This window comes from Aliiglaciecola sp. CAU 1673 (assembly GCF_029223185.1).
GTDB lineage: Bacteria > Pseudomonadota > Gammaproteobacteria > Enterobacterales > Alteromonadaceae > Bowmanella.
In genome coordinates, this window is sequence record NZ_JARHUG010000003.1 from 131,702 (window position 1) to 151,940 (window position 20,239).

Annotated in this window: 20 protein-coding genes and 1 riboswitch; of the genes, 3 read left to right on the top strand and 17 right to left on the bottom strand. The window is 51.8% G+C overall.

The window, feature by feature from the left end; all coding sequences use genetic code 11:
* From P2G88_RS03880 to P2G88_RS03895, 4 genes are all read right to left on the bottom strand, one after another.
* A complete protein-coding gene (locus P2G88_RS03880; protein WP_275794380.1) occupies positions 1 to 1,248 on the bottom strand; it encodes an efflux RND transporter periplasmic adaptor subunit in 1,248 nt (415 codons plus the stop codon).
* Positions 1,245 to 2,492, bottom strand: coding sequence for a TolC family protein (locus P2G88_RS03885; RefSeq protein WP_275794381.1), 1,248 nt, complete (start codon positions 2,490 to 2,492; stop codon positions 1,245 to 1,247). The genes P2G88_RS03880 and P2G88_RS03885 overlap by 4 nt, the downstream gene beginning before the upstream one ends.
* A gap of 128 nt (positions 2,493 to 2,620) precedes the next feature.
* Entirely contained in the window at positions 2,621 to 2,962 is a 342-nt protein-coding gene (locus tag P2G88_RS03890) for a hypothetical protein (RefSeq protein WP_275794382.1), read from the bottom strand.
* 14 nt (positions 2,963 to 2,976) lie between these two features.
* Positions 2,977 to 3,603, bottom strand: a complete 627-nt coding sequence (locus tag P2G88_RS03895) for a cation diffusion facilitator family transporter (protein WP_275794383.1) — start codon at positions 3,601 to 3,603, stop codon at positions 2,977 to 2,979.
* 228 nt (positions 3,604 to 3,831) lie between these two features.
* Here P2G88_RS03895 and P2G88_RS03900 point away from each other — a divergent pair, with 228 nt between their 5' ends.
* A complete protein-coding gene (locus tag P2G88_RS03900; protein WP_275794384.1) occupies positions 3,832 to 5,898 on the top strand; it encodes an amidohydrolase family protein in 2,067 nt (688 codons plus the stop codon).
* A 52-nt stretch (positions 5,899 to 5,950) separates the two neighbouring features.
* Here P2G88_RS03900 and P2G88_RS03905 read toward each other — a convergent pair whose 3' ends face one another.
* Positions 5,951 to 6,196, bottom strand: coding sequence for a hypothetical protein (locus P2G88_RS03905; RefSeq protein ID WP_275794385.1), 246 nt, complete (start codon positions 6,194 to 6,196; stop codon positions 5,951 to 5,953).
* A gap of 562 nt (positions 6,197 to 6,758) precedes the next feature.
* On the opposite strand from P2G88_RS03905, the gene P2G88_RS03910 reads away from it, so the two are divergent.
* Together P2G88_RS03910 and P2G88_RS03915 are read left to right on the top strand one after the other, a co-directional pair.
* Entirely contained in the window at positions 6,759 to 7,937 is a 1,179-nt protein-coding gene (locus P2G88_RS03910) for an EAL domain-containing response regulator (protein ID WP_275794386.1), read from the top strand.
* 91 nt (positions 7,938 to 8,028) lie between these two features.
* Complete coding sequence (locus P2G88_RS03915; protein WP_275794387.1) at positions 8,029 to 10,041, top strand: hybrid sensor histidine kinase/response regulator; 2,013 nt, start codon at positions 8,029 to 8,031, stop codon at positions 10,039 to 10,041.
* Between the two features lie 462 nt (positions 10,042 to 10,503).
* On the opposite strand, the gene P2G88_RS03920 is transcribed toward P2G88_RS03915, so the two are convergent.
* From P2G88_RS03920 to P2G88_RS03975, 12 genes are all read right to left on the bottom strand, one after another.
* Positions 10,504 to 10,710, bottom strand: coding sequence for a cold-shock protein (locus P2G88_RS03920; RefSeq protein ID WP_275794388.1), 207 nt, complete (start codon positions 10,708 to 10,710; stop codon positions 10,504 to 10,506).
* A gap of 405 nt (positions 10,711 to 11,115) precedes the next feature.
* Complete coding sequence (modC, locus tag P2G88_RS03925) at positions 11,116 to 12,171, bottom strand: molybdenum ABC transporter ATP-binding protein (RefSeq protein ID WP_275794390.1); 1,056 nt, start codon at positions 12,169 to 12,171, stop codon at positions 11,116 to 11,118.
* Between the two features lie 8 nt (positions 12,172 to 12,179).
* Positions 12,180 to 12,863 (bottom strand): molybdate ABC transporter permease subunit, encoded by a 684-nt coding sequence (modB, locus tag P2G88_RS03930; protein WP_275794391.1) that lies wholly within the window; start codon positions 12,861 to 12,863, stop codon positions 12,180 to 12,182.
* Positions 12,860 to 13,603, bottom strand: coding sequence for a molybdate ABC transporter substrate-binding protein (gene modA / locus P2G88_RS03935; protein ID WP_275794393.1), 744 nt, complete (start codon positions 13,601 to 13,603; stop codon positions 12,860 to 12,862). Before modA ends, modB begins: the two co-directional genes overlap by 4 nt.
* Positions 13,590 to 14,045: a molybdopterin synthase catalytic subunit MoaE gene (gene moaE / locus P2G88_RS03940; protein WP_275794394.1), complete on the bottom strand. Its 456-nt coding sequence runs from the start codon at positions 14,043 to 14,045 to the stop codon at positions 13,590 to 13,592. The genes modA and moaE overlap by 14 nt, the downstream gene beginning before the upstream one ends.
* A gap of 1 nt (position 14,046) precedes the next feature.
* The gene (moaD, locus tag P2G88_RS03945) at positions 14,047 to 14,292 is read right to left on the bottom strand and encodes a molybdopterin synthase sulfur carrier subunit (RefSeq protein ID WP_275794395.1); all 246 of its coding nucleotides are present in this window, start codon (positions 14,290 to 14,292) and stop codon (positions 14,047 to 14,049) included.
* On the bottom strand, positions 14,289 to 14,774 hold the full coding sequence (gene moaC / locus P2G88_RS03950; RefSeq protein WP_275794396.1) for a cyclic pyranopterin monophosphate synthase MoaC: 486 nt from the start codon (positions 14,772 to 14,774) through the stop codon (positions 14,289 to 14,291). Before moaC ends, moaD begins: the two co-directional genes overlap by 4 nt.
* Complete coding sequence (moaB, locus tag P2G88_RS03955) at positions 14,771 to 15,316, bottom strand: molybdenum cofactor biosynthesis protein B (RefSeq protein WP_275794397.1); 546 nt, start codon at positions 15,314 to 15,316, stop codon at positions 14,771 to 14,773. The genes moaC and moaB overlap by 4 nt, the downstream gene beginning before the upstream one ends.
* On the bottom strand, positions 15,313 to 15,876 hold the full coding sequence (locus P2G88_RS03960; RefSeq protein ID WP_275794398.1) for a molybdenum cofactor guanylyltransferase: 564 nt from the start codon (positions 15,874 to 15,876) through the stop codon (positions 15,313 to 15,315). The genes moaB and P2G88_RS03960 overlap by 4 nt, the downstream gene beginning before the upstream one ends.
* Positions 15,877 to 16,845, bottom strand: coding sequence for a GTP 3',8-cyclase MoaA (gene moaA / locus P2G88_RS03965; RefSeq protein ID WP_275794399.1), 969 nt, complete (start codon positions 16,843 to 16,845; stop codon positions 15,877 to 15,879). It abuts the gene before it with no gap.
* Positions 16,834 to 16,987, bottom strand: a riboswitch (molybdenum cofactor riboswitch). (Overlaps the previous gene by 12 nt.)
* Before the next feature lie 103 nt (positions 16,988 to 17,090).
* Positions 17,091 to 18,578 (bottom strand): NarK family nitrate/nitrite MFS transporter, encoded by a 1,488-nt coding sequence (locus tag P2G88_RS03970; RefSeq protein WP_275794400.1) that lies wholly within the window; start codon positions 18,576 to 18,578, stop codon positions 17,091 to 17,093.
* 375 nt (positions 18,579 to 18,953) lie between these two features.
* Positions 18,954 to 20,138 (bottom strand): alginate export family protein, encoded by a 1,185-nt coding sequence (locus P2G88_RS03975; RefSeq protein WP_275794401.1) that lies wholly within the window; start codon positions 20,136 to 20,138, stop codon positions 18,954 to 18,956.
* Positions 20,139 to 20,239: the final 101 nt, after the last annotated feature.

Sequence of the window (20,239 nt, forward strand, 5' to 3'; positions counted from 1 at the left end):
TCAGTGGTCATGGCTGGCGCCGGATTTAAGGACATCGGCTTTAAGCACATAACTGTTTTTCGTTACATACTCACTGCCGGGAGCAAGGCCGCCCAACACTTCTACCCAATGACTATCCCGTTGACCCAATGTGAGCATGCGCATTTCGAAAGTGTTGCCAAAGCGTACGAACACCACCGGTTTATCCAAAAAGCTTTGGATAGCCTCTTGGGCGACTACCAAAGCTACCGCGCGGTTACCGGTGATAATATCGGCTTTCACATGCATGCCGGGGCGCCAATGGCCGTCCTTATTGTCGATTAGCAACCTGGCACGGGCGATATGCCCGCCGCTCATCATCGGGGCCAGATAAAAAACTTCGCCTTCGGCCTGCAGGTGCTGGTGCAGGTCATAGACCAGAGCACGCTGGCCCACGGCCATGGCCTCGATGTTGGCCGGAAAGGCAGACAACTCTACCCAGACCTTGGACAGGTCGACGATTTCCAGCAGCTCTTGCTCGCCGGCCAGCTCGCCGGCATTGACATATTGTTCACTGACGATGCCATCGGCGGGGCTGTCTATCACATAGCGTTGCAGGGTCTGGCTGTTTTTAATGCGCATCAGCGGCTGGCCCTTTTTGACCTTATCGCCCGGAGTGACCAACACCGCTTCGATGATGCCTGGATAGGGGGCCATGGGGGTAAAGCGTCTGTCGGTGGTGGGGGCTATCACGCCAAACAAGGATTCCTTGAAAGCCAACTCGCCGGGACCGGCGGTGGCGGTTTCAATACCGGCAGCGGCAATGGCCCTGGCAGAAAGGGTGGTACGTCCTTCATGGCTTTCCAGCTGCCAGTGGTAATCCTTGCCCTGAATACGGGCCGCTACATTGATATCAAATGAATGGGGTTCATCGATCGCCTCGGCGCTGACCAGGTAATCCTCTTCCACGCGAAAATGCAGTGTGTCAGTGACCCCGCCCAAACGTTCCAGCTCAATCTTGAGATGGATGCTATCGGGACTGAGGATTTGTCCCTGTTGGTAGGCATAGACGCGCAGCTCTGGCGGCACGCCATTTTCAAAGATGGTCAGTTCCAGCGCGATATCGCCTTGTTTTAGCAGTTTGCCCCCCCGGGGGCCTTCGGGTTGGGCCTCGGCATGAGCCTTGGCATGAGCCTGTTGATGGCCATGCTCACCAGAAGCCTGCACTGAGGGGGGGGATAAAAGGGCCAGCGTCAGGCTGGCCACCAGTACGGGGAAAAATATCTTCATGGTAAAAACTCACTGTGTTCGGTGCCTGGGAATAGCTGCGACGTCGTCAACTGTTGGCCGGTCAATCGCTGTAAGGCCAAGAGCGAATGGAGCAGGGAAAGGTGGGCATCAAGCAGCGCGCGTTTGGCTTCAAACCCTTGTTCCTGGGCATCCAATAGCTGCAGTACTGAAATCTGGCCGTTGGCATAGCCTTTTTCACTGTCTGTTAGCAGTTGCTGTGCGTTTGGCAGCAGCGCTTGAGTGATGTGAGCAATTATCCTGTGCTTGCTGTGCATCTGCACATACAGGGCGGTGGCCTGGCTTCTCAGCGATTGGCGTAGCTGCTGCTCGGCATGGGCCAAACCGTCGAGGCGGGCAAGAGCGGCATTCACGTTACCCCGGTTGGGATCGCTCAGCGGTAATGGCATCGATATCCCCAATACCAGGGAGCTGTCATTGCGTTCATTGTGAAAGCGCAAGCCACCGCTTACGCTGATATCCGCTGTCGACTGAGCTTTTTCCAGTGACAAGCTCGCTTGCTGCAGTCGAATTTGCTGCGCCAGCAGCAGGGATTCGGGCGCCTGGTTAACCGCCTGCATGACTGCTGCTTCAGCGGGAAGTGGGGGCAGTGTGTTGATATCGCCCAGTACCTGAGTAAAGTCAGGTTGTGCCAGCCACTGCTGTGCCAGATGGTGGCGCGCTTGCTCCAGCGCCTCCTGCAATCGCAATCCCTGCAACCGGACTTCACTGACCTTGAGGGCCATGCGCGCCACATCGGCAGCGGCTACGGCCCCTCCCTGAGCACGTTTTTCGATGGCCTCAAAAGCGCGTTTGGCCTGTGCCAGACGCGTTTCATTCAGTTGATGATGTGCCTGCAAGCCCAGTACCTGATAATAGGCTTGTGCGGTATCCGAGAGCACCAGCAAACGATCCCGCTCGTAGCTGCTGTTGGCTTGGGCCTGACGTTTTTCTTCAAGCACCAGGCGTTTCTGACGCTTTTCGCCAAGCTCAATCAGCTGACTGAATGAGAGGGTCACTTCAGCGGCGTTGAAACCCTTGCTATCGCCGCTGCCCATCATGTTTTCAAGCTCCAGCTCAAGGCTGGGATTGGGTACAAAACCCGCTTGCAGGCGCTGTGCTTCCAGAGCACGCATTGCATAAGGATATTGGGACAAGGTGGGGTGTTTCTGCAAAGCCCGTTCCAGAGCCTGGGCCAAGCTTAGCGGCTTGTCCTGGGTCGCCATTGCACCAGGTATCCCCAGCATCAAAAGGGCGCATAGAGCGGGTGTAAGCACACCAGCCCGAATTCGGAAAAATGTCATGCGGTTATCTCGTTAATCAATAAAAATCAGGCCCCGGCAAAAGCATTGCCGGGGCAAACAAGCAGGGTTGATCAAGCGAGAGAGTTGGGTGGGGGCACCGGTGGTTGGTAATACAGATTGAGATAGACGTTCGGCGTGCGTACGGCTTTTTCCGGCAATGCCGGTGCCAGGCAAAGGTCAAAGCTGTAGCCGTTTAAACAGGACAAATGCACGTGCAGCTGATGCTCATGGGCTTCTGTCGTGCCCCCTTCGCGATCAGACTGAGTTTCATGCAGGTGAGGACCTTCCATATGGCTCAGATGCGCAAAGTCCTGGTGGTCAGCGTCTGGCAAATGAAAAGGCGCGCCCGCGCAAGCGAAGAAGCTGTGCAGCAGCATCAACAATAAAGCGCAATAGAGTCGGGCGTGATTCATTTTTCTACATTTATCTAGTGTGGACAACAATCTGAAACAGGTTGTCCGTTGCTCAGGGAGGCTTTTGCCTCACGAATAATACGCAGGGCCGATAATAAAATCACCATGGCAATCAGTGCGCCAATCAACCAATCCGGCCAGGCGGCACCAATCCAGGTGACCAGTGCTGCCGAACCGATAACACCGGTGTTAGCCAGCATATCGTTGCGTGAACAGATCCAACTGGCCCGTAAATTAATGTCCCCACGGCGATGACGGTACAATAATGCAAAGCACAGGATATTAACCGCCAGGGCCGCAAACGCAACACTGTACATCAAAGTGGTATCTGGCTGTGCCCCTAACAGGATTTTTTTGCCCACATCAACCAGCACCAAAACAGCCAGTAACAACTGTAAGGTGCCATTTAACAAAGCGGCACTGGCCTTATGCTTAAGCGACTTCCCCACTGCATACAGACTCACTCCATACACCAGAGCGTCGGCCAGCATATCCAGCGAGTCGGCCAAAAGGCCGGCTGATTGGGCGTACCAGCCGGCAACAAATTCCACAACGAACATCGCAGCATTGAGGATTAGTACTGTCCATAACAGGCGGCGCTGTTCGTTGTCTTGGGCATTGGTTGCGCAACAATCAGCCATAAGTACCCTATTCAATGTATGCAGCTATATCACTTAGCTTACAGCGTCTGTCGGGGGGAAGGTCAAGGGCTCTCTTTTTGTCACCAAGGGATTGTCGGTAGCCATCTGCTTTTTATCTGGTGACATTGTCCGCGCCGCAAGTATGGCTGTAGACTGGCGTTTTCTCAGTACAAACATCTATCAAAGCTGGCAAGACAATCCAGCAAAGCTAAATTTACCGGGAAGCATATGATGCAAAGAATAATGACGGGGCTTTTTTTAAGTCTGCTACTTGGCTGCTCGCAGCCGCCTGTCACCGATAACACCACCGAAGTAATAGAAAAGCCTGACTCTGAGCAGCATCGCTACAACGTCATGCTGAATGGCAACGTAGTGGGGCATCTGCATGCAACCCATCAGGGCAATGAGATCTCAGTGGATTTTGACTTTAAAAGCAATGGTCGCGGCCCGGCCTATGTGGAGAAAATACTCCTCAATGATCAAGGCATTCCACAGAGTTTGGCTATCAGTGGCAATACTACCTTCGGCAATAAAGTGGATGAATGGCTGACCCTGGCAGATGGGCAAGCCCGATGGCAAGACGCCACCGGTCATGGGGAAGCCAAGCTAGCAAACACGGCTATTTATGTGCCACAAAACAGCAGTCCTTACCAAAACTTTATCCTGGCCAAAGCCTTGCTGCAGTCCGAAGGGCAGAGTTTATCGGCCTTACCTGTCGGCACCCTGACCTTAAGCCCGATGGAAAGCCTCAGTGTGAGTAATGATGCCGGATCCCTGGAGCTGACTTCATACGCATTGTCTGGTGCTGACTTGGATCCGGATTATTTGATTCTCGACCAGCAACAACAGTTCTTCGCTTTTATCAGCCCCCGCATGATTGTCATCCGTGAAGGTTATGAAGCGGATGAGGCCAGATTTCGTCAGCTGTCGGCCAAGTATGCCACACAGCGCTTCGAAGCTATTCAGGCCAAGTTTGCCCACCGCTATGACGGAGCGGTTCGTATCCGCAACGTGCGTATCTTCCAGCCGCAGAATCTGAGTCTGAGCGAGCCGGTTTCGGTGTTGTTAAATGGTGAACGTATCCAGGCAATTCAGCCCCTTGATGTAGTCTCGCAAGCAGGCGAAACCGAGATAGATGGCGCGGGTGGCACCTTAGTGCCCGGACTTTATGAGATGCATGCCCACACCAGTGATGATGACGGCTTAATGAATGTCTTAGCCGGGGTGACCACCTTCCGGGATATGGGCAATGCGCTTGAAGTATTGGATGAGCTCAAAGCCAGGATTGATAATGGCGTGCTCGCCGGACCGCGTATCACCCGTTACGGCATGATTGAAGGAAAGAGTCCGTCCAATAATAATAACGGCATTTTGGTGGAAACCCAGGAGCAAGCTATCGAGGCGGTGCATACCTATGCCAAGCATGGTTTTGCCGGGATCAAACTCTACAACAGTATGAAGGGCGAATGGGCACCTGCGCTTGCCGCCGAAGCCAAGCGCCTGAATATGCGGGTGACCGGCCATGTTCCGGCGTTTTCCAATGCCAACGCCATGATTGAAGCAGGTTTTGATGAGATGACCCATATCAATCAGGTGATGCTGGGCTGGGTACTGGAGCCCCATGAGGATACCCGGACTCTGCTGCGTCTTACTGCCTTGGATCGCTTGCCGGCGCTTGATCTCAACAGCGATGCCGTACAACACACCCTGGATTTAATGGTGAAAAACAATGTCACCATCGATCCCACTCTGGCTATTCATGAATATCTGTTGCTGGCCCGTAACGGCGAAACCCGCGTCGGCGTTACCGATTACATCGAGCATATGCCGCCGGGCGCGCAGCGCGCTGCCAAAGTGTCATTGGTAAATATTGCCAGTCCTGAACAGGACGCCGCCTATCGCGGTGCTTATGAGAAGATCCTGACCACCCTGAAGATGATGAAGGACAAAGGCATTAAGATTCTGCCCGGCACCGATTTGGGCGGCGCTTTTAATCTGCATCGTGAATTAGAGCTCTATCAGCAGTTAGGTTTTACCCCGGCTGAGCTGCTTAAGCTGGGTAGCTATGATATGGCCCAATATCTGGGCCATGAGGATCGCGGCAGCATCGAACCCGGCAAGCTGGCGGATTTCTTTGTGGTGCCCGGCAATCCTGTTGAGGATATTAAAGCCATTAAAACCATCAGTTTGGTCTCTCGCGGCGGGGTCTTTTATTACCCCTCTGAAGTGTATCCCGAGTTTGGTATCAAGCCTTTTACCAAATTGCCACAAGTCACACAGAGCGGGGCGCTGTAAAGACACGGGATGCCTCCAGCGAAAGCCCGGTAAGGAAATCGGGCTTCCCAACTTAACCCGGGCTATACGGCCCTTCAGGTAAATTTGCCAAAGGGGAGGCGTTCAAGTCATCGGCAAACGCCTTAACCGCAAAAATATCGCGATTCAGCAGCAATTGGCCGCCAACGGGCTGGTCTTTGTCAGGTGCGGACGTATCCGCATTGCTATCCAAAGCTTCGCCTACTTTGGGCGCCAAGCCGAAACGACGGGATGCCTTAAAAAGTGGATTTCTAGAGGAAACCTGGGGCAACGGTAACATTACAAAGTGCCTATTACCCTGCTGGTGATAGTGCTGCTCATTGCGCTAGGCGTGTTCTCAGGACTTTCCCAGTATATGGTGATTTCTTCACGGTCAGGCTTGGTGAGCTTGGTGGGTAGTTTACTGGGAAGCGTGCGCTTTATTCGTGCGAATGTGGGGCATTAACCTGCCCTTTTCTAAAACTCAGAAAAGGGAAACTGTTCCTAATCATGTCCGCACAGTGAATGGTAATCGTCAATCCCGAGAGGCCAGTGAATTCATCAAATTGGCTGCCCCAACACTGGCATCAATTTATTTTTGTTGCTTTGAGCCCCAATGCTCTAGCTAAGAATATAACTTCACCTATATTGTATTGGTGTTGAGCCAAGAAGGCCGTTTACCCCCGCAAACATCAGAGTTCCTTGGTGTCAGCGAGCGTGAGGCCTTAAGTAAATCGAATCAAGGATAGCAGGGAAGACCATCAAGCGAAGGCATACCCTGATTGGTAAGTTGTTAGTCGTCGATGTACTGGATTGCTTGTTTAAGTAGCAATCTGCAACGTTTGCCCATCATGGATATAGTAATGTCTCATATTCTGATTGTTGAGGATGTTGAAGAAGTTGGGCAAGTCTTGTGCGAATTTGCACAAAATGCCGGTTATCAGAGCAAGTTTTATCCCCAATTTTCACATTCCGAAATTTCCCAGTATCAAGACGCAGCGCTGATCATTCTCGATCTGAATATGCCTATTAACGATGGCCTTGATGTGCTCGAAGAGCTCAGTCATACCGGTCTTCGGGTGCCTATTATTCTGTGTTCCGGGGTGTCGGAAGATATCATCGACAGTGCTATTGATGTATTACATGACTCAGGGTTAGTGTTTGGTGGAAAATTGCTCAAGCCCTTCACTTATGAGCAATTTGTTGCTGCCATTAGTCAGGCGAAACACCAAACTCCTACCACAATGAAAACCAAAACAAAGGCAGTAGAGTTGACCCGGGGAGACTTGTCTATTGCCATCAAAAATGGATGGTTTTATTCGGTTTTTCAGCCTCAGATCGATGTGAAAACTAACATGTTATTTGGGGTCGAGTGTCTGTCCAGGCTTAATCACCCACTTTTTGGCGAATGTTACCCTGACGCATTTATCAAAAAGCTGGTTGAAGAAAACCTGATGGATGAATTTTCCCAGGAGCTGTTACTTTCCTCTTTGAATGCATTAGCCAGTATCGGTTTCCCCAAAGAAAAACGCATTTCTTTTAACATCGATCCCTGTTCTCTGCACAAAGACTTACTGGCCAATCTTGAGACAAATGTATCTGCCCTTGGTTTTTTACCCCAGCAAATTTGCTTCGAGGTAACCGAGCTTTCTGCCGTCACGCTTTCCAAAGAGGTCAAGTCCTTACTGGCTAAATTGAGGCTGCGCGGATTTGACATTTCCTTGGATGATTTTGGTACCGGCTTTTCAACTATCCATGAGCTGGATATTTTGCCATTCAATGAATTGAAGATAGACCGTTCTTTTGTTGCCAATATGAGCAAGAGAAAAGGCAGCATGGCCATTATCAAACATACCATAGCTCTGGCCCAGGATATGAACATGCTGGTCATTGGAGAGGGCGTTGAGACCAAAGAACAAGCTCGGCAATTAAAAGAAATGGGGTGTCAGTATCTACAAGGGTACTACTTTTCCAGGCCCTTAGACCTGATATCACTACAGGCATTTATGAACCAGCCAATTAACAGATTAGGAGCTGGGTAGATACAAGCCTTGGCTTGTCCTAATGGGTAAGTGTTTGCGGCCAGGATAGCCGGCACTAACACTTTTTGGGTTTCATACAGAGGATATTCACTTGCAACCACCTTCCACACTTTTCTCCACTGAGACTGAAGAGACCTTAGTACGGCGTATTCATGCGCTGGAGTTGGCGTTACAGCAAGCGCAGACAGAACACCAAGCTTTGCAGCGCTACAGCCATTTATTTCAAAGAATGCAGCATGAGGTACACATTTGGGAACTGATTTATCACCCAGATAGAACTATTAAGACCTGGCGTTTACTGGATGCTAATGACATGGCCTTAAAGGCTTGGGGCAAGTCATTAAGCGATGTGATAGGCAGAGTCACCGATGATATCTTTGAAACTGAGGCAACCCGCCAATTTTTACCCATTGTGAACAAGATTTTCAGCGAGAATAAACCCCACAGTTGGGAAAGCTACTTCGAAAGTACCGATCAGTATTTGGGGATGACCAGCATCCCCTGCGATGGCTACTTTATCAGTGTTGGTGTGGATATTACTGCCATCAAAAAGCGAGAAAATATGCACAGGGATACAGCATTAAAACTGCAGGAAGCTATCTCTGCTGGCAATGTTGGCCTGTGGGACTGGGATCTGGAAACCAACGATACGTTTTTCTCGCCCGAGTGGAAAGCGCAGTTGGGATATCAGGAGCATGAGGTAGAAAATCAATTTGATGAGTGGCAAAAGCGCGTCCACCCGGATGATCTGGAGCAGGCCCTTAAGGTCGTCAAACATACTTTGGAAACGAGAGGTGACAGCCATGAACAAGAATTTCGGCTGCGCCATAAAGATGGATCTTATCGTTGGATAATGGCCCATGCATCGTTGCTAAAAAATGAACAAGGTGAGCCATTGAGAATGGTTGGCTCTCACATCGATATAACCAACCAAAAGAAGATGGAAGAAGCCATTCTGCAACAACAAAAAATGCAGGCGCTGGGTACATTGGCTGGTGGAATCGCTCATGATTTTAATAACCTACTGACCCCTATGTTAGGTTATGCCCAATTGCTAAAGCTCAGTTTGACCGAGCAAGGCAAAGAGAGCGGTTATTTAGACCAATTGGAAAAATCAGCCACTCGAGCCAAGGAGCTGGTGCAGCAAATTCTGTTGGTAAGTCGTGAGCCGTCAAAACCTTTGACCCATGTGGAGCCCGTATATCTGAACAAACTGTTGGCTGAAGTCACGGGCTTGCTAAAGACCACCACTCACCAAAATATTAAGGTGAAACAGGACGTAGACGATTCATTGCCTGCAATTGGTGCCAATGCATCGGAAATTCATCGTGTGCTCCTTAATATCTGTACCAATGCCATCCAATCCATGCCTCAAGGTGGAGACTTGAGGATCAGTCTCGGTCTCGCTAAGACAGGCAGTTTGGCCGGCAAAAAAATGGGAAAAAGCGATTTTATTTGTCTTCAGGTATCAGACACTGGCTGCGGGATGGATAAGGAAACGCAAAAACGTATTTTTGAGCCCTTCTTTACCACCAAGGACAAAGGTACAGAAAAAGGTACAGGTCTGGGACTAGCTATTGTCGCCAATGTGATGAAGCAACACGGTGGACGAGTTGAGGTCAGCAGTGAGCTTGGCAAAGGCAGTTGTTTTACGCTGTATTTTCCCATCATTCCGAGTGGTTATGTGCCGCCTCGAATGGATGAACATTTGGAAAAGTGTTGCAACATTGAGGGGATTCTTCTTCTGGAAGACGAAACCGATCTATGCAAATTAGGTCATACTTTACTGAGTAAGTTGGGTTACAAGGTAAGTACATTTCAAAGCGCCGAGAAAGCGTTCAGGCACCTTCAGGAGCATTCAGATGAGTATCAACTCATAATCACCGATTATGCGATGCCAGAGATGAGCGGTGTTGAGTTTATCGATAAGGTTAGGCGCAGCGCAATTCAAACGCCGATTCTTGTGATGACCGGCTTTACCAACATGGTGAGCGAGGAAAATCGGATTAAGTGGGGTTGCCAAGGCCTGATTAGCAAACCTTACACGATAAAGGAACTAAAGCAGGCCATTGCAGACGTGTGTGACGCCCAATCCTCGGGGTAGTGAAAAGTCTGCCCAGCTGGCGCACGAATAGAGGGTAAAGCTGCGGTAATGTTTGAGGTATCAGGGAGCGTCAATACCACTTGGACTAATGAAGAATTTACATGATTTCTGGCAGCTAATTATGTTGAGCCTTGGAAAGGCCAGGATCGTAACCTACCAGCGAGTGCTGATTAGGCAAACAGCCACTGTAAAAATTTCATACGTTCACTCGCACAAAATAAAGCGACTTTTTGTCTGCCTTGATCGTCGGTGAAGACCACAGTGTTTTTATTAACGGAAACATTCTTTATTGGTGGAGTTTTGGTTAGCTCCACGCCATTTATTTTATAAGACATAATACTGATTATTCGTTTAACTATAGTGTTGATGTTGTAGGTTTGAATTAGTTCAATTTGATTTTTTAAAATCTAAACAAAAGACCAGGGAATAAACACTGGCCCTGTGTTTAGCGACTGATAAAGGTCAGCCTACTGATACGTTGACCGCTTGCGGTCCTTTAGGACCCTGCTCTATACCGAAGGTCACAAGTTGGCCCTCGACTAAGTTGCGGCAACCCTCAGAAACGATAGCGCGGAAATGTACGAATACATCTTTGCCGCCATTATGACTGATAAAACCATAGCCTTTTGCTTCATCAAACCATTTTACGGTGCCATTGGAATTGGACATTTTTAACTCCTGAATAAAAAAGATAAGTGTCGCGACCACGTGATCGCGGCCAAAGTAGGACCAAACTAAAGCGAGTGACTTAAAAATATCTATTCAGGCTTGAAACAAAAAGATTCGAAGGAAGAAAGTATAAATAAAAGCAGATGTCGAAATGGAGTAGCACTAAATTAACGGTAAGAAGCCTATCATCTTATTTTCTGTATGTCTAAAAAATATTCTAGAATTCCATGTTATTTTTTGAGTGTTTGCGTTAACGCCATTGCCAGGTAGTTCCAACTTATGTCGCAGCATAAGTTCGTAATGTTTTAGGAGTGTTTAGTGTCGCCTAGGCACGTTCGGCCTCCCAGGTGAAGTCAAATTGGTTGTCAGGCTCGCTTAACGAGTTTGTCCCTAGAAAATGGCAGTTTAACCGAGAAGTGCAACTGATTTAACTTGCACATAGACCTTTTGTCCCGCATGTAATCCCAGCAAATCCGCTGATTTTTGCGTGAGCCTGGCCAATAATACCTGACTACCCAACTGCAGTTTTAATAACACCTGTCCACAGCCTACTTCCATCAAGGCCTGGATTTGTGCTTCGAGTATATTCAAAATGCTGGTTTGTCTGGGCTTGTCCAGGCAAATACTCACATCTTTGGCCCAGATCTGTACCCGAACAGCATCACCAATGGCACTTTGCGGGCCGGGAAGCCAAAAATGTCCGCCGTCCAGTTTTAGCCTGAGCAGCTGATACTCGGCGTCGTAGCCGTCGACAACAGCATCGAGGATGGCTTCGGCATCCGCTGTATGGGCCAGGGGCAGGCTCAGGCGGGTGTACATGTCGCTCATCCGGCCGTAAGCTTGTACACGGCCGCGTTCAATCAGAACCAGATGTTCGGCCAGTTGCGCCACTTCATGGCGGTCATGACTGACATAAATGATGGGAATGGCCAATTCCCGATGCAATCGCTGAAGATAGGGCATCAGTTCATTGCGTCTGGCTTGATCCAGGCCCGTCATGGGCTCATCCAGCAACAGCAGGGAGGGATTAATAGCCAGGGCCCTGACAATGGCTACACGCTGGCGTTCTCCCCCCGAAAGCTGGTCCACGGACCTCGACAACAAGTGCTGGATCCCTAAAAGTTCCAACAGATGTTGCAGGTCGATCTGTTGTGCCCGGTGACCTGCTCGCTTGCGGCCGTACAGGATGTTGCCTTTCACATCCAGGTGAGCAAACAGGCTGGATTCTTGGAACACCAGGCCCACAGTCCGCTTGTGGGGGGCCATAAAAGAATCTTGGTCCTGCCAGCACTGGCCATTGACCGTCAGTTGCCCTTTAGTATTGGGCTCCAGGCCCGCCAACGCCCGTAATAAACTGGATTTACCACTGCCGGAAGGACCGAACAGGGCAATGATCCCCCTGGCCGGCAGTTCCAGGCTGACATCCAGGTTAAAGTCACCTTTTTGCAATCTTAACTGCATACTCAAACTCATGGGCTGACCAGCCTCCAGCGGCGATTCACGGCATAGACGCTAAGCAGGAGTACGAAAGACAGAATTAATAGCAGCGCCGCCAGCCAATGGGCCTGGGAATAGGCCAGGGATTCCACGTGTTCATAAATGGCGATAGAGACCACCTGGGTCTGCCCGGGAATGTTGCCGCCAATCATCAGCACCACGCCAAACTCGCCCAGGGTATGGGCAAAACCCAGCACTGCAGCGCTTAATATTCCCGGGCGACTCAATGGCAGGATCACAGTGAAAAAGGCATCCAATTTTGACGCGCCCAGCGTGGCGGCCACTTCCATAGGGCGCTTGCCAATGCTGGCAAAAGTATTTTGCAGCGGTTGCAGAACAAAGGGCAGGGAATAAAACAGCGAGCCTATGACCAGGCCACTAAAGGTGAAGGCCAGATTGGGACCACCAAGGGCTTGCATCAGCCCACCAATGGGGCCTTGAGGGCCAAGGGCCAGCAGCAGATAAAACCCCAGTACCGTGGGCGGCAGCACCAGGGGCAGGGCAATCAGGGCCTCGAGTAAGAACTTGCCGCGCCAACGACTATGGGCCAGCCACCAGGCCAGGGGGGTACACAGTAACAGTAATAGCACTGTGCTGAGCCCCGCCAATTTTAGGGTTAACCAAAGAGCATTAAGATCATCGGCGGATAAGTTCATGGGGCCTCATAGCCGTGCTGGCGGATAAGTACCTTGGCGGGTTCGCTGCGCACAAAGCTAAGAAAATTCCAGCCCGCTTCGGTATCCACCAGCAATACAGCTTGTTGAACGATAGGATCGTGCAGCGGTGCCTGTGGTAACAGCAGCACGGAGCCAGGCACAAGGCGTTCTTGCTCTATGACCTGGGAGTACGCCAGCAACCCCATGGCGGCATTGCCCGTGTGCACAAATTGGTGGGCTTGGGCGATATTTTCCCCCAGCACCAGTTTGTCCTTCAAGACATGCCATAGCCCTAATCGGGTCAGGCTTTGCTGGGCAGCCAGGCCATAGGGCGCCAGCTTAGGATTGGCCATGGCCAGGTGGCGAAAATCCTGCTCCAGGCTGTGTAAACCTATAGGTTGCCATTTGGCCTCGTTGCTCCATAGCGCCAGGCGGCCAATGGCGTAGGTAAATCGGCTATTGGTAACGATGTGGCCATTAAGCTCAAGTAGTTTGGGACGCTCTGCATCGGCGGCGAAAAAGGCATCAAAGGGCGCACCCCGGCGAATTTGCGCATATTGCTTACCGGTGGAACCGCCGCTTATCACCACTTTATGGCCGCTGGCCTGTTCATACTGATGTGCCAGCACGGACAGGGTGGCTTTAAAGTTACTGGCGACCGCAACATGCAAGGTGGCAGCCTTTACCAGCGCCGGACAAAGCCAGAAAAACAGTAGCAGAATGATTTTACTTCCAGGCATCGGCTTTACGCTGATCCTCCGCTTTGGCCTCGACCCAATGCTCGCCATTTCCTGTTTGTTCCTTTTTCCAAAAAGGCGCCCGGGTCTTGAGATAATCCATAATAAATTCACAGGCAGCAAAGGCATCGCCCCGATGTCGGCTGCTGACCCCCACAAAGACGATTTGGTCCCCCAAGGCCAGACGCCCCACTCGGTGAATAATACGCACACGGCCCAGTTGCCAGCGGTTTCTGGCCTCTGCCACTATTTGTTGCAGGCATTTTAGCGTCATGGCCGGGTAGTGTTCCAAGGTCAAACTTTGAATGCGCTTGCCCTGGTTAAGATCCCGCACTGTACCGCTAAAGGTCACAATGGCACCGTCTTGCAGATTGGCTTCCCGTAACGCCTGGTATTCCTGTGTCAGGCTAAAATCTTGCTCTTGTATGGCGATATGATCATGCATATCAGCCTCCGGTCACTGGTGGGAAGAAAGCCACCTCATCGCCATCCTGAAGGGGGACATCGTCTTTGGCCAGGGTTTGATTAACTGCACCAAGGCTGGTACCGGGGGCGAGAAACTCCTGCCAATCTGGTCCGCGGGCCATCAAGGCCTGTCGCAGGCCGCCGAGATCGTAAAAATCACAGGGAAGCTCCAGTGATTCACAGCCAAGCACTTCACGCAGGCGGGCAAAAAATAAGACTCTAATCATGCTTTCTCCTGAGCTCGCCAGTGGCCAGACTTGCCGCCTTGTTTATCCAGCACCCTGATCCCCTCAATTACCATACCAGGATCCACCGCCTTACACATATCAAACAGGGTGAGGGCCGCTATTGATACCGCCGTCAGGGCTTCCATCTCTACCCCGGTTTGGCCGCTGAGTTTACAGCGCCCGAGGATCCTCACGCGGTTCTGCTGTGGCTGGGGTTCAAAATCCACCTGCACTTTTGTCAGCATCAGCGGATGACATAAGGGGATCAGATTGGCACACTGTTTGGCACCTTGGATGCCGGCTATGCGGGCCACGGCAAAGACATCGCCCTTGGCATGTTCGCCGTCCAGGATCATGGCCAGGGTCTTATCCTGCATGCGCACATAGCCCTCTGCCAGGGCCTCCCTGGCGCTGGCGGCTTTGTGGCTTACATCCACCATACTGGCCTCACCGGCGGCGTTGATATGGGTCAGGCCGTTCATGCTATGTCTCCGGGGCGACGCTCACAGGCGTTCTGGTTACTGATATGGGGCACGAAGTTGCAGGGACCGTGGGCGGCGTCGAGCTGCTCGCGGATAATGCCCTCCCAGGCTGTCTTGCAGGCGCCGGTGGAGCCTGGTATACAAAAAATTAGCGTTTGGTTGGCCAAGCCCGCCAGGGCCCTGGATTGCAGCGCAGAAGTGCCGATTTCCTGATAGGAGAGATGGCGAAACAGCTCGCCAAAGCCTTCTATCTCTGTATCAAACAGAGGGCATAAAGCCTCAGGTACGCAGTTTTTAGGGTTAAAACCGGTACCGCCGTTGACCAGCACAACTTGTACGTTGCTGTCCGCTATCCATTGGCTGAGTTGGGCACGGAGTTGATAAAGATTTTCGGTACAGATGCTTCTTACCGCCAGCCGATGACCGGCCTTGGCCAGGGCATCGGCCAGATACTGTCCAGAGCTGTCATTACTTTGGTCGCGATGATCGGAAACGGTCAAAACCGCGATATTTAGAGGCGTTGCTGCGATGCTGTCTGTCATAGGCTTGTCTCTGATCCGCTGGCGGTCTGTTGCAGCCAGCCCTGCCATTCATTCAATGTGTTGATATTACTTAGACTCTCGCCTTTAGCACAGGGCAACGGTCGAGCGTTAAGTGCCTCCAGCAGCGTTTGCACTCTGGCTTTGCCGCCGCTGCTAAGTTCAGTCTGCAGGTAGTCCCTGGCCTTCTGGCTAACCGGAAGGTACAAGGGCAGGCAACTGTCCTTAAAATAACAGGGAAGGTTATGTTCTTGACCGGCGTTAACCAGCTGGCTTAACAATATCGGGGTGAGTGCGGGCATATCCACAGGAATGACCAGCAGTGCGTCACTGCTGGTCAGGCTGTTCAGGGCGGCATCTATACCGGCCAGGGGGCCGGCGCCGGGGTATCTGTCCTGTAAAAAGCCGGGTGTATTGCGGCTGGTCAGCACTTGTTCGCAACTGCTGGCCGTTAACAGCGCCTGTGCTCTTTGCAGCAGGCTTTGGCCTTGTTGTGTCAATGCTGCCTTATCCTGCCCCATACGGCTGGACTTGCCGCCGGCTAGTACTAATCCAACCAGCATTCAGCCTCCCAGCATGGCCAGTTGGCTGGTAGCGCCGGTATAGCCCTTGTCCAGCCAATGGCTGGCTTCCTTACGGCCGAGCAATTCCACCAGACGCGCCTGTATGGCTTTGACATCGCCGTCTCGCAATAAGTCGCGCAGATCCAGCCCCTGATCGGCAAACAGGCAAAGATGTAGTTTGCCCTTGGCCGACACCCGCAGACGGTTACAGCTTTTACAAAAGTCTTTGCTGTAGGGCATTATCAGTCCAATGCGCCCGGCGTAATCCGGGTGGGCAAATTCCTGGGCTGGGCCTGCGGTTTTCTCCCGCAACACTTGTAACCAGCCCTGACGCAGCAGGCTGTCTTTAATGGGCTGGCCGGACAAATGGTTGGCCTTGAAAAAGGCCTGATTGTCACCGGTTTGCATCAGTTCAATCAGACGCAGACTGACCGGTTTGTCCTTCAGCCATTCCATCGCAAGGGATAAAGTGGATTCTGAATAGGGGCGCAGCAGCACGCTGTTGATCTTGACCTTGATTCCTAAAGCCAGGGCTTCGTCCACCCCTTTTAAAATGGTATCCAGCTTGTTATGGCCGGTAATGGCCTTAAATTGCCTGGGATCCAGGCTGTCGATGGAGACATTGAGGGCATTCAGGCCGGCGTCGGCCCAGGACTGGATCATCTGTGGCAGCTTAAAGCCGTTGGTGGTCAGGGCTACCTTGTCGACCCCCGGCGTTTGTGCACAAAGCGCAATAATCTCTGGCAAATCTTTTCGCAGCGACGGTTCGCCGCCGGTCAGGCGGATTTTACTGGTGCCAAGACCGGCAAAAGCCTGCACCAGAGGCCGGATTTCCGCCTTGCTAAGAAAGTCCCGATCGCCGTCGCATTGATAGCCGTCAGGCAGACAATAACTACAGCGAAAGTTACATACATCCGTTATGGACAGCCGCAAATAGTGAAAGCGGCGGCCAAATTTGTCTTCCAACATCTTCTCACCTTTCCAATTCGGGAGGCTGGGGGATTTCTCCGTCAACCCCGGCAAACTTGTCGCTTGCGGCCCAGGCGGCATGTCCATTTATCTAACAGATTAAAGGATTTAGCTCACAAGGGCTCGGTAGTTCGTGGATGATAATGCCCTCTTTATCGAGGACACTACCTTACTTTACCTATAGTCCGGGGTTTTACCATGCCCCAAAAGGTTACCTTTTATGTCCTTTGGGGGTATTGGCTTCACTAACCTTTAGTAGAGACTTCGGGGTGAGAGATGTTAATAAGCTCTACTGTGCCGTCTTCTCGCACCTCGGCAATCTGTCCTCTGGGCTCATCCATAAACAGCAGGGTGACAAAGCCTACAAGTGCGGTCGCGGCGATCACGTAGAAGAAGGTGCTGTAGTCCACCAGGGACAGCACGGTGAGAAAGGTCACCGCACCTACGTTACCGTAGGCGCCTGTCATACCGGCAATCTGACCGGTCAGGCGGCGTTTGATCAAGGGGACCACGGCAAATACGGCACCTTCACCGGATTGCACGAAGAAGGAGCAGCTCATGGCCACCACCACTGCCAGCCACAGAGGCCATTGGCTGTCCACCAGACCCATCAGGCCATATCCGGCTGCCAGGCCCGCAGTGAGGATCAAAAGGGTAGACTTACGGCCGAACTTGTCGGAGATAATACCGCCGGCTGGGCGTGACATCAGATTCATAAAGGCATAGGCGCCGGCCACCAAACCTGCAAGTACAGGATCAAGATTAAAGGTTTCTGCAAAGAACAAGGGGAGCATGGACACCACAGCCAGTTCAGAGCCGAAGTTAGTGAAGTAAAGGATATCCAAAACCGCCACCTGCTTAAAGCGATAGCGATGTAGCTCGGGCACAGGCTCGGTAAACACGGATTTATTCACCTGCCAGACCTTATAGACTTCCAGCAGATAGAGGGCGGCCAGGCCGACATAGATGGCATTGACCACATCCTGGCTCAGCATGCTGACGCCACCGGGGGAGAGTTTCCAGGCCAGTAGAGCCAGGGCGGCGTACATGGGCAGCTTCATCAGCAGCAGGAAGAAGAAGTCGGGTACCGAAGTCACTTCCATGGCGCCCAGGTTTTTGGGTCTGAAGTAAGTTGAGCCTTTAGGCGTGTTGGACACATTGTTGTAATACACAAAGGCGAACAGCAGACTGATTACGCCGGTCAGGCCAATCGCATAACGCCAGCCGTCCTCACCGCCAAACAACAGAGCCAAGCTTGGCAGTGTAAAAGCAGCCGCCGCTGAGCCGAAGTTGCCCCAGCCGCCATATATGCCTTCGGCGGTGCCCAGTTCATGATGGGGAAACCACTCGGATACCATGCGGATACCGATAACAAAACCGGCGCCGATAAAGCCCAGCAGAAAGCGGGCAATGGCAGCCTGCACAAAGGTATCGGCCAGGGCAAACATAAAGCAGGGAATGGAACAAATAGCCAACAGTGCCGAATAAACCAGGCGCGGACCGTATTTATCGGTAAGCATACCGATAATCACCCGGGCTGGTATGGTCAGGGCTACGTTTAAGATCAACAGGGTCTTGATCTGATCCGTGGTCAGCCCCAGCGAGGCCTTAACCGCCTGCAACATGGGCGCAAAGTTAAACCACACCACAAAGGTGATAAAAAAGGCCATCCAGCTTAAGTGCAAGACTTTCATCTTGCCGCTGAATGAAAACAGGTTGAAGGATTCTTTCATGGCTTTCTCCACAGTAGGACTAGGGCCATTGTCAGCCAGTGGAGCCGCTAAAAGTTGATATGGGTCAATCTTTACCAGCGCCTACACCCTCTGGGTTTTCGGCCTATCTCCAAAGGGGTAGGGGCTGGGCGCTGTGCTTGGTACGAGCTGTTTTATTACCCCCCTGGTGGTAAACATACTTGTGGCTGTGGACCGACCTAACACTAAGTTCATCAGGAAGCCCTTTTGTGCTCTCGTGTCCTTCGTGGTGTTTAAAAGGTGATTGGCATTAACATGGAGAATGATGCTGACATCACAAGCTCAGTGTACCTCCTGGTTTGTGGGGCGCCCCAAAAAAAAGCCCCGTTTCCGGGGCTAAAGGTTGGGAACCTTGTCTTATAGATTGACGGTCAGCATCAGCCATAGTTTGTCGGTGTCGGTAGCCAGATCATCGGCGCTGTAGGCGGCGTATTTAACCAGCAGGCCGAGTTTGGCATTGATGGCATAAGCGGCGCTGATATTCCATTCATCGCCGTAATCTTTACTGCCTCTGTCGCTGTCAAACTGATGGTAACTGAGGTCAAGTTTTACCCCCGCTAGCTTGGTGCCGATACCAGCGTAGATGTCCTCAATACCGTCTGCCGGGGTATTCAGAAACTTATCGGTAAAGCCCTGGAACTTGTGCAGGGTCGCCAGTGGGGTAATAAAGGCGCCATCATTGTCCGCGCCCAGGAATTCATAACCCAGCTTCCAACTGAAGCTTGCCAGGGGACCGGAGAGCTCCAGTTGATGATAATCGGCGGAGTAATCCTTGCTGCTGTCGCCATGTTCTTGTTGCTGAGCCAGGCTGGCGGTAAGGATCAGGCCGGCAAATTTGCCTTCATAGCCAAAGCCCATGGTCTGGGTGGACAGGGCCGCAGCAGTATCGAAGTCCAACCAGTAACCAAAGACATTCAGCTTGTGGTTGGCGTTTAGCTGGTGGCTGGCATGCAATAGATGCAAGTCGCCACCCAGATCACCGGCGGCGCTGTCCTCGCCAAAGATACGGTTCACGTTGTACACATAGCTGTAATCCAGTGTAGTGCCTGACATGGGCTGATATTGCAGGCGATAACCATCAAAGGTTTGCTCATTCTGGCGCCAGCTCACACCGCCGACAAATCGCTGAGTGTCATGATTGATGCGCTGGCGGCCGAAGCTCAAGGTCAAACCACTGGCTTGGTAGGCCAGGTATGCCTGGTTAACTTCGGTGCCAGTGGGATCGGCAACCACCGGGCGAAGCGTATTGCCGTTGACGGTGGAGTTGTAGGTTTCACCGCCGATGGAAGTGACATTGTCCGCTTCCAAATGGACGCTCAGGCCGTTCAAGCTGCCGCTGTCAAAGCTGAAGCGGCTTAATAAGGTGGAAGCCAGCGCCGTGTCATTAATACCTTCTTGATCCACATACTCGGTGCGATAGCGCAGCATCACTTGGGCTTTTCCTTCTGTGATGGCCTGGCCGATGTCCGCCATGGTGTCGGCATGGCTGGGGGCCAGCATAAGGCTGGTCAAGGCTGCGAGGACTGACAGTTTATGTGTCATAAATACTCCTGGAGTGTTGTAAGCTTTTCTCGCAGGTTAGGGGGTGGCGCATACCGGAAGTTTGATTTGCATCAAGGCTTTGCGTGCCCACTCCCAAGGGG

Coding starts and splice junctions, on each gene's coding strand:
- P2G88_RS03880 (WP_275794380.1), bottom strand. CDS start 1,248: ATGAAGATATTTTTCCCCGTACTGGTGGCCAGCCTGACGCTGGCCCTT.
- P2G88_RS03885 (WP_275794381.1), bottom strand. CDS start 2,492: ATGCTGGGGATACCTGGTGCAATGGCGACCCAGGACAAGCCGCTAAGC.
- P2G88_RS03890 (WP_275794382.1), bottom strand. CDS start 2,962: ATGAATCACGCCCGACTCTATTGCGCTTTATTGTTGATGCTGCTGCAC.
- P2G88_RS03895 (WP_275794383.1), bottom strand. CDS start 3,603: ATGGCTGATTGTTGCGCAACCAATGCCCAAGACAACGAACAGCGCCGC.
- P2G88_RS03900 (WP_275794384.1), top strand. CDS start 3,832: ATGATGCAAAGAATAATGACGGGGCTTTTTTTAAGTCTGCTACTTGGC.
- P2G88_RS03905 (WP_275794385.1), bottom strand. CDS start 6,196: ATGTTACCGTTGCCCCAGGTTTCCTCTAGAAATCCACTTTTTAAGGCA.
- P2G88_RS03910 (WP_275794386.1), top strand. CDS start 6,759: ATGTCTCATATTCTGATTGTTGAGGATGTTGAAGAAGTTGGGCAAGTC.
- P2G88_RS03920 (WP_275794388.1), bottom strand. CDS start 10,710: ATGTCCAATTCCAATGGCACCGTAAAATGGTTTGATGAAGCAAAAGGC.
- modC (WP_275794390.1), bottom strand. CDS start 12,171: ATGCAGTTAAGATTGCAAAAAGGTGACTTTAACCTGGATGTCAGCCTG.
- modB (WP_275794391.1), bottom strand. CDS start 12,863: ATGAACTTATCCGCCGATGATCTTAATGCTCTTTGGTTAACCCTAAAA.
- modA (WP_275794393.1), bottom strand. CDS start 13,603: ATGCCTGGAAGTAAAATCATTCTGCTACTGTTTTTCTGGCTTTGTCCG.
- moaE (WP_275794394.1), bottom strand. CDS start 14,045: ATGCATGATCATATCGCCATACAAGAGCAAGATTTTAGCCTGACACAG.
- moaD (WP_275794395.1), bottom strand. CDS start 14,292: ATGATTAGAGTCTTATTTTTTGCCCGCCTGCGTGAAGTGCTTGGCTGT.
- moaC (WP_275794396.1), bottom strand. CDS start 14,774: ATGAACGGCCTGACCCATATCAACGCCGCCGGTGAGGCCAGTATGGTG.
- moaB (WP_275794397.1), bottom strand. CDS start 15,316: ATGACAGACAGCATCGCAGCAACGCCTCTAAATATCGCGGTTTTGACC.
- P2G88_RS03960 (WP_275794398.1), bottom strand. CDS start 15,876: ATGCTGGTTGGATTAGTACTAGCCGGCGGCAAGTCCAGCCGTATGGGG.
- moaA (WP_275794399.1), bottom strand. CDS start 16,845: ATGTTGGAAGACAAATTTGGCCGCCGCTTTCACTATTTGCGGCTGTCC.
- P2G88_RS03970 (WP_275794400.1), bottom strand. CDS start 18,578: ATGAAAGAATCCTTCAACCTGTTTTCATTCAGCGGCAAGATGAAAGTC.
- P2G88_RS03975 (WP_275794401.1), bottom strand. CDS start 20,138: ATGACACATAAACTGTCAGTCCTCGCAGCCTTGACCAGCCTTATGCTG.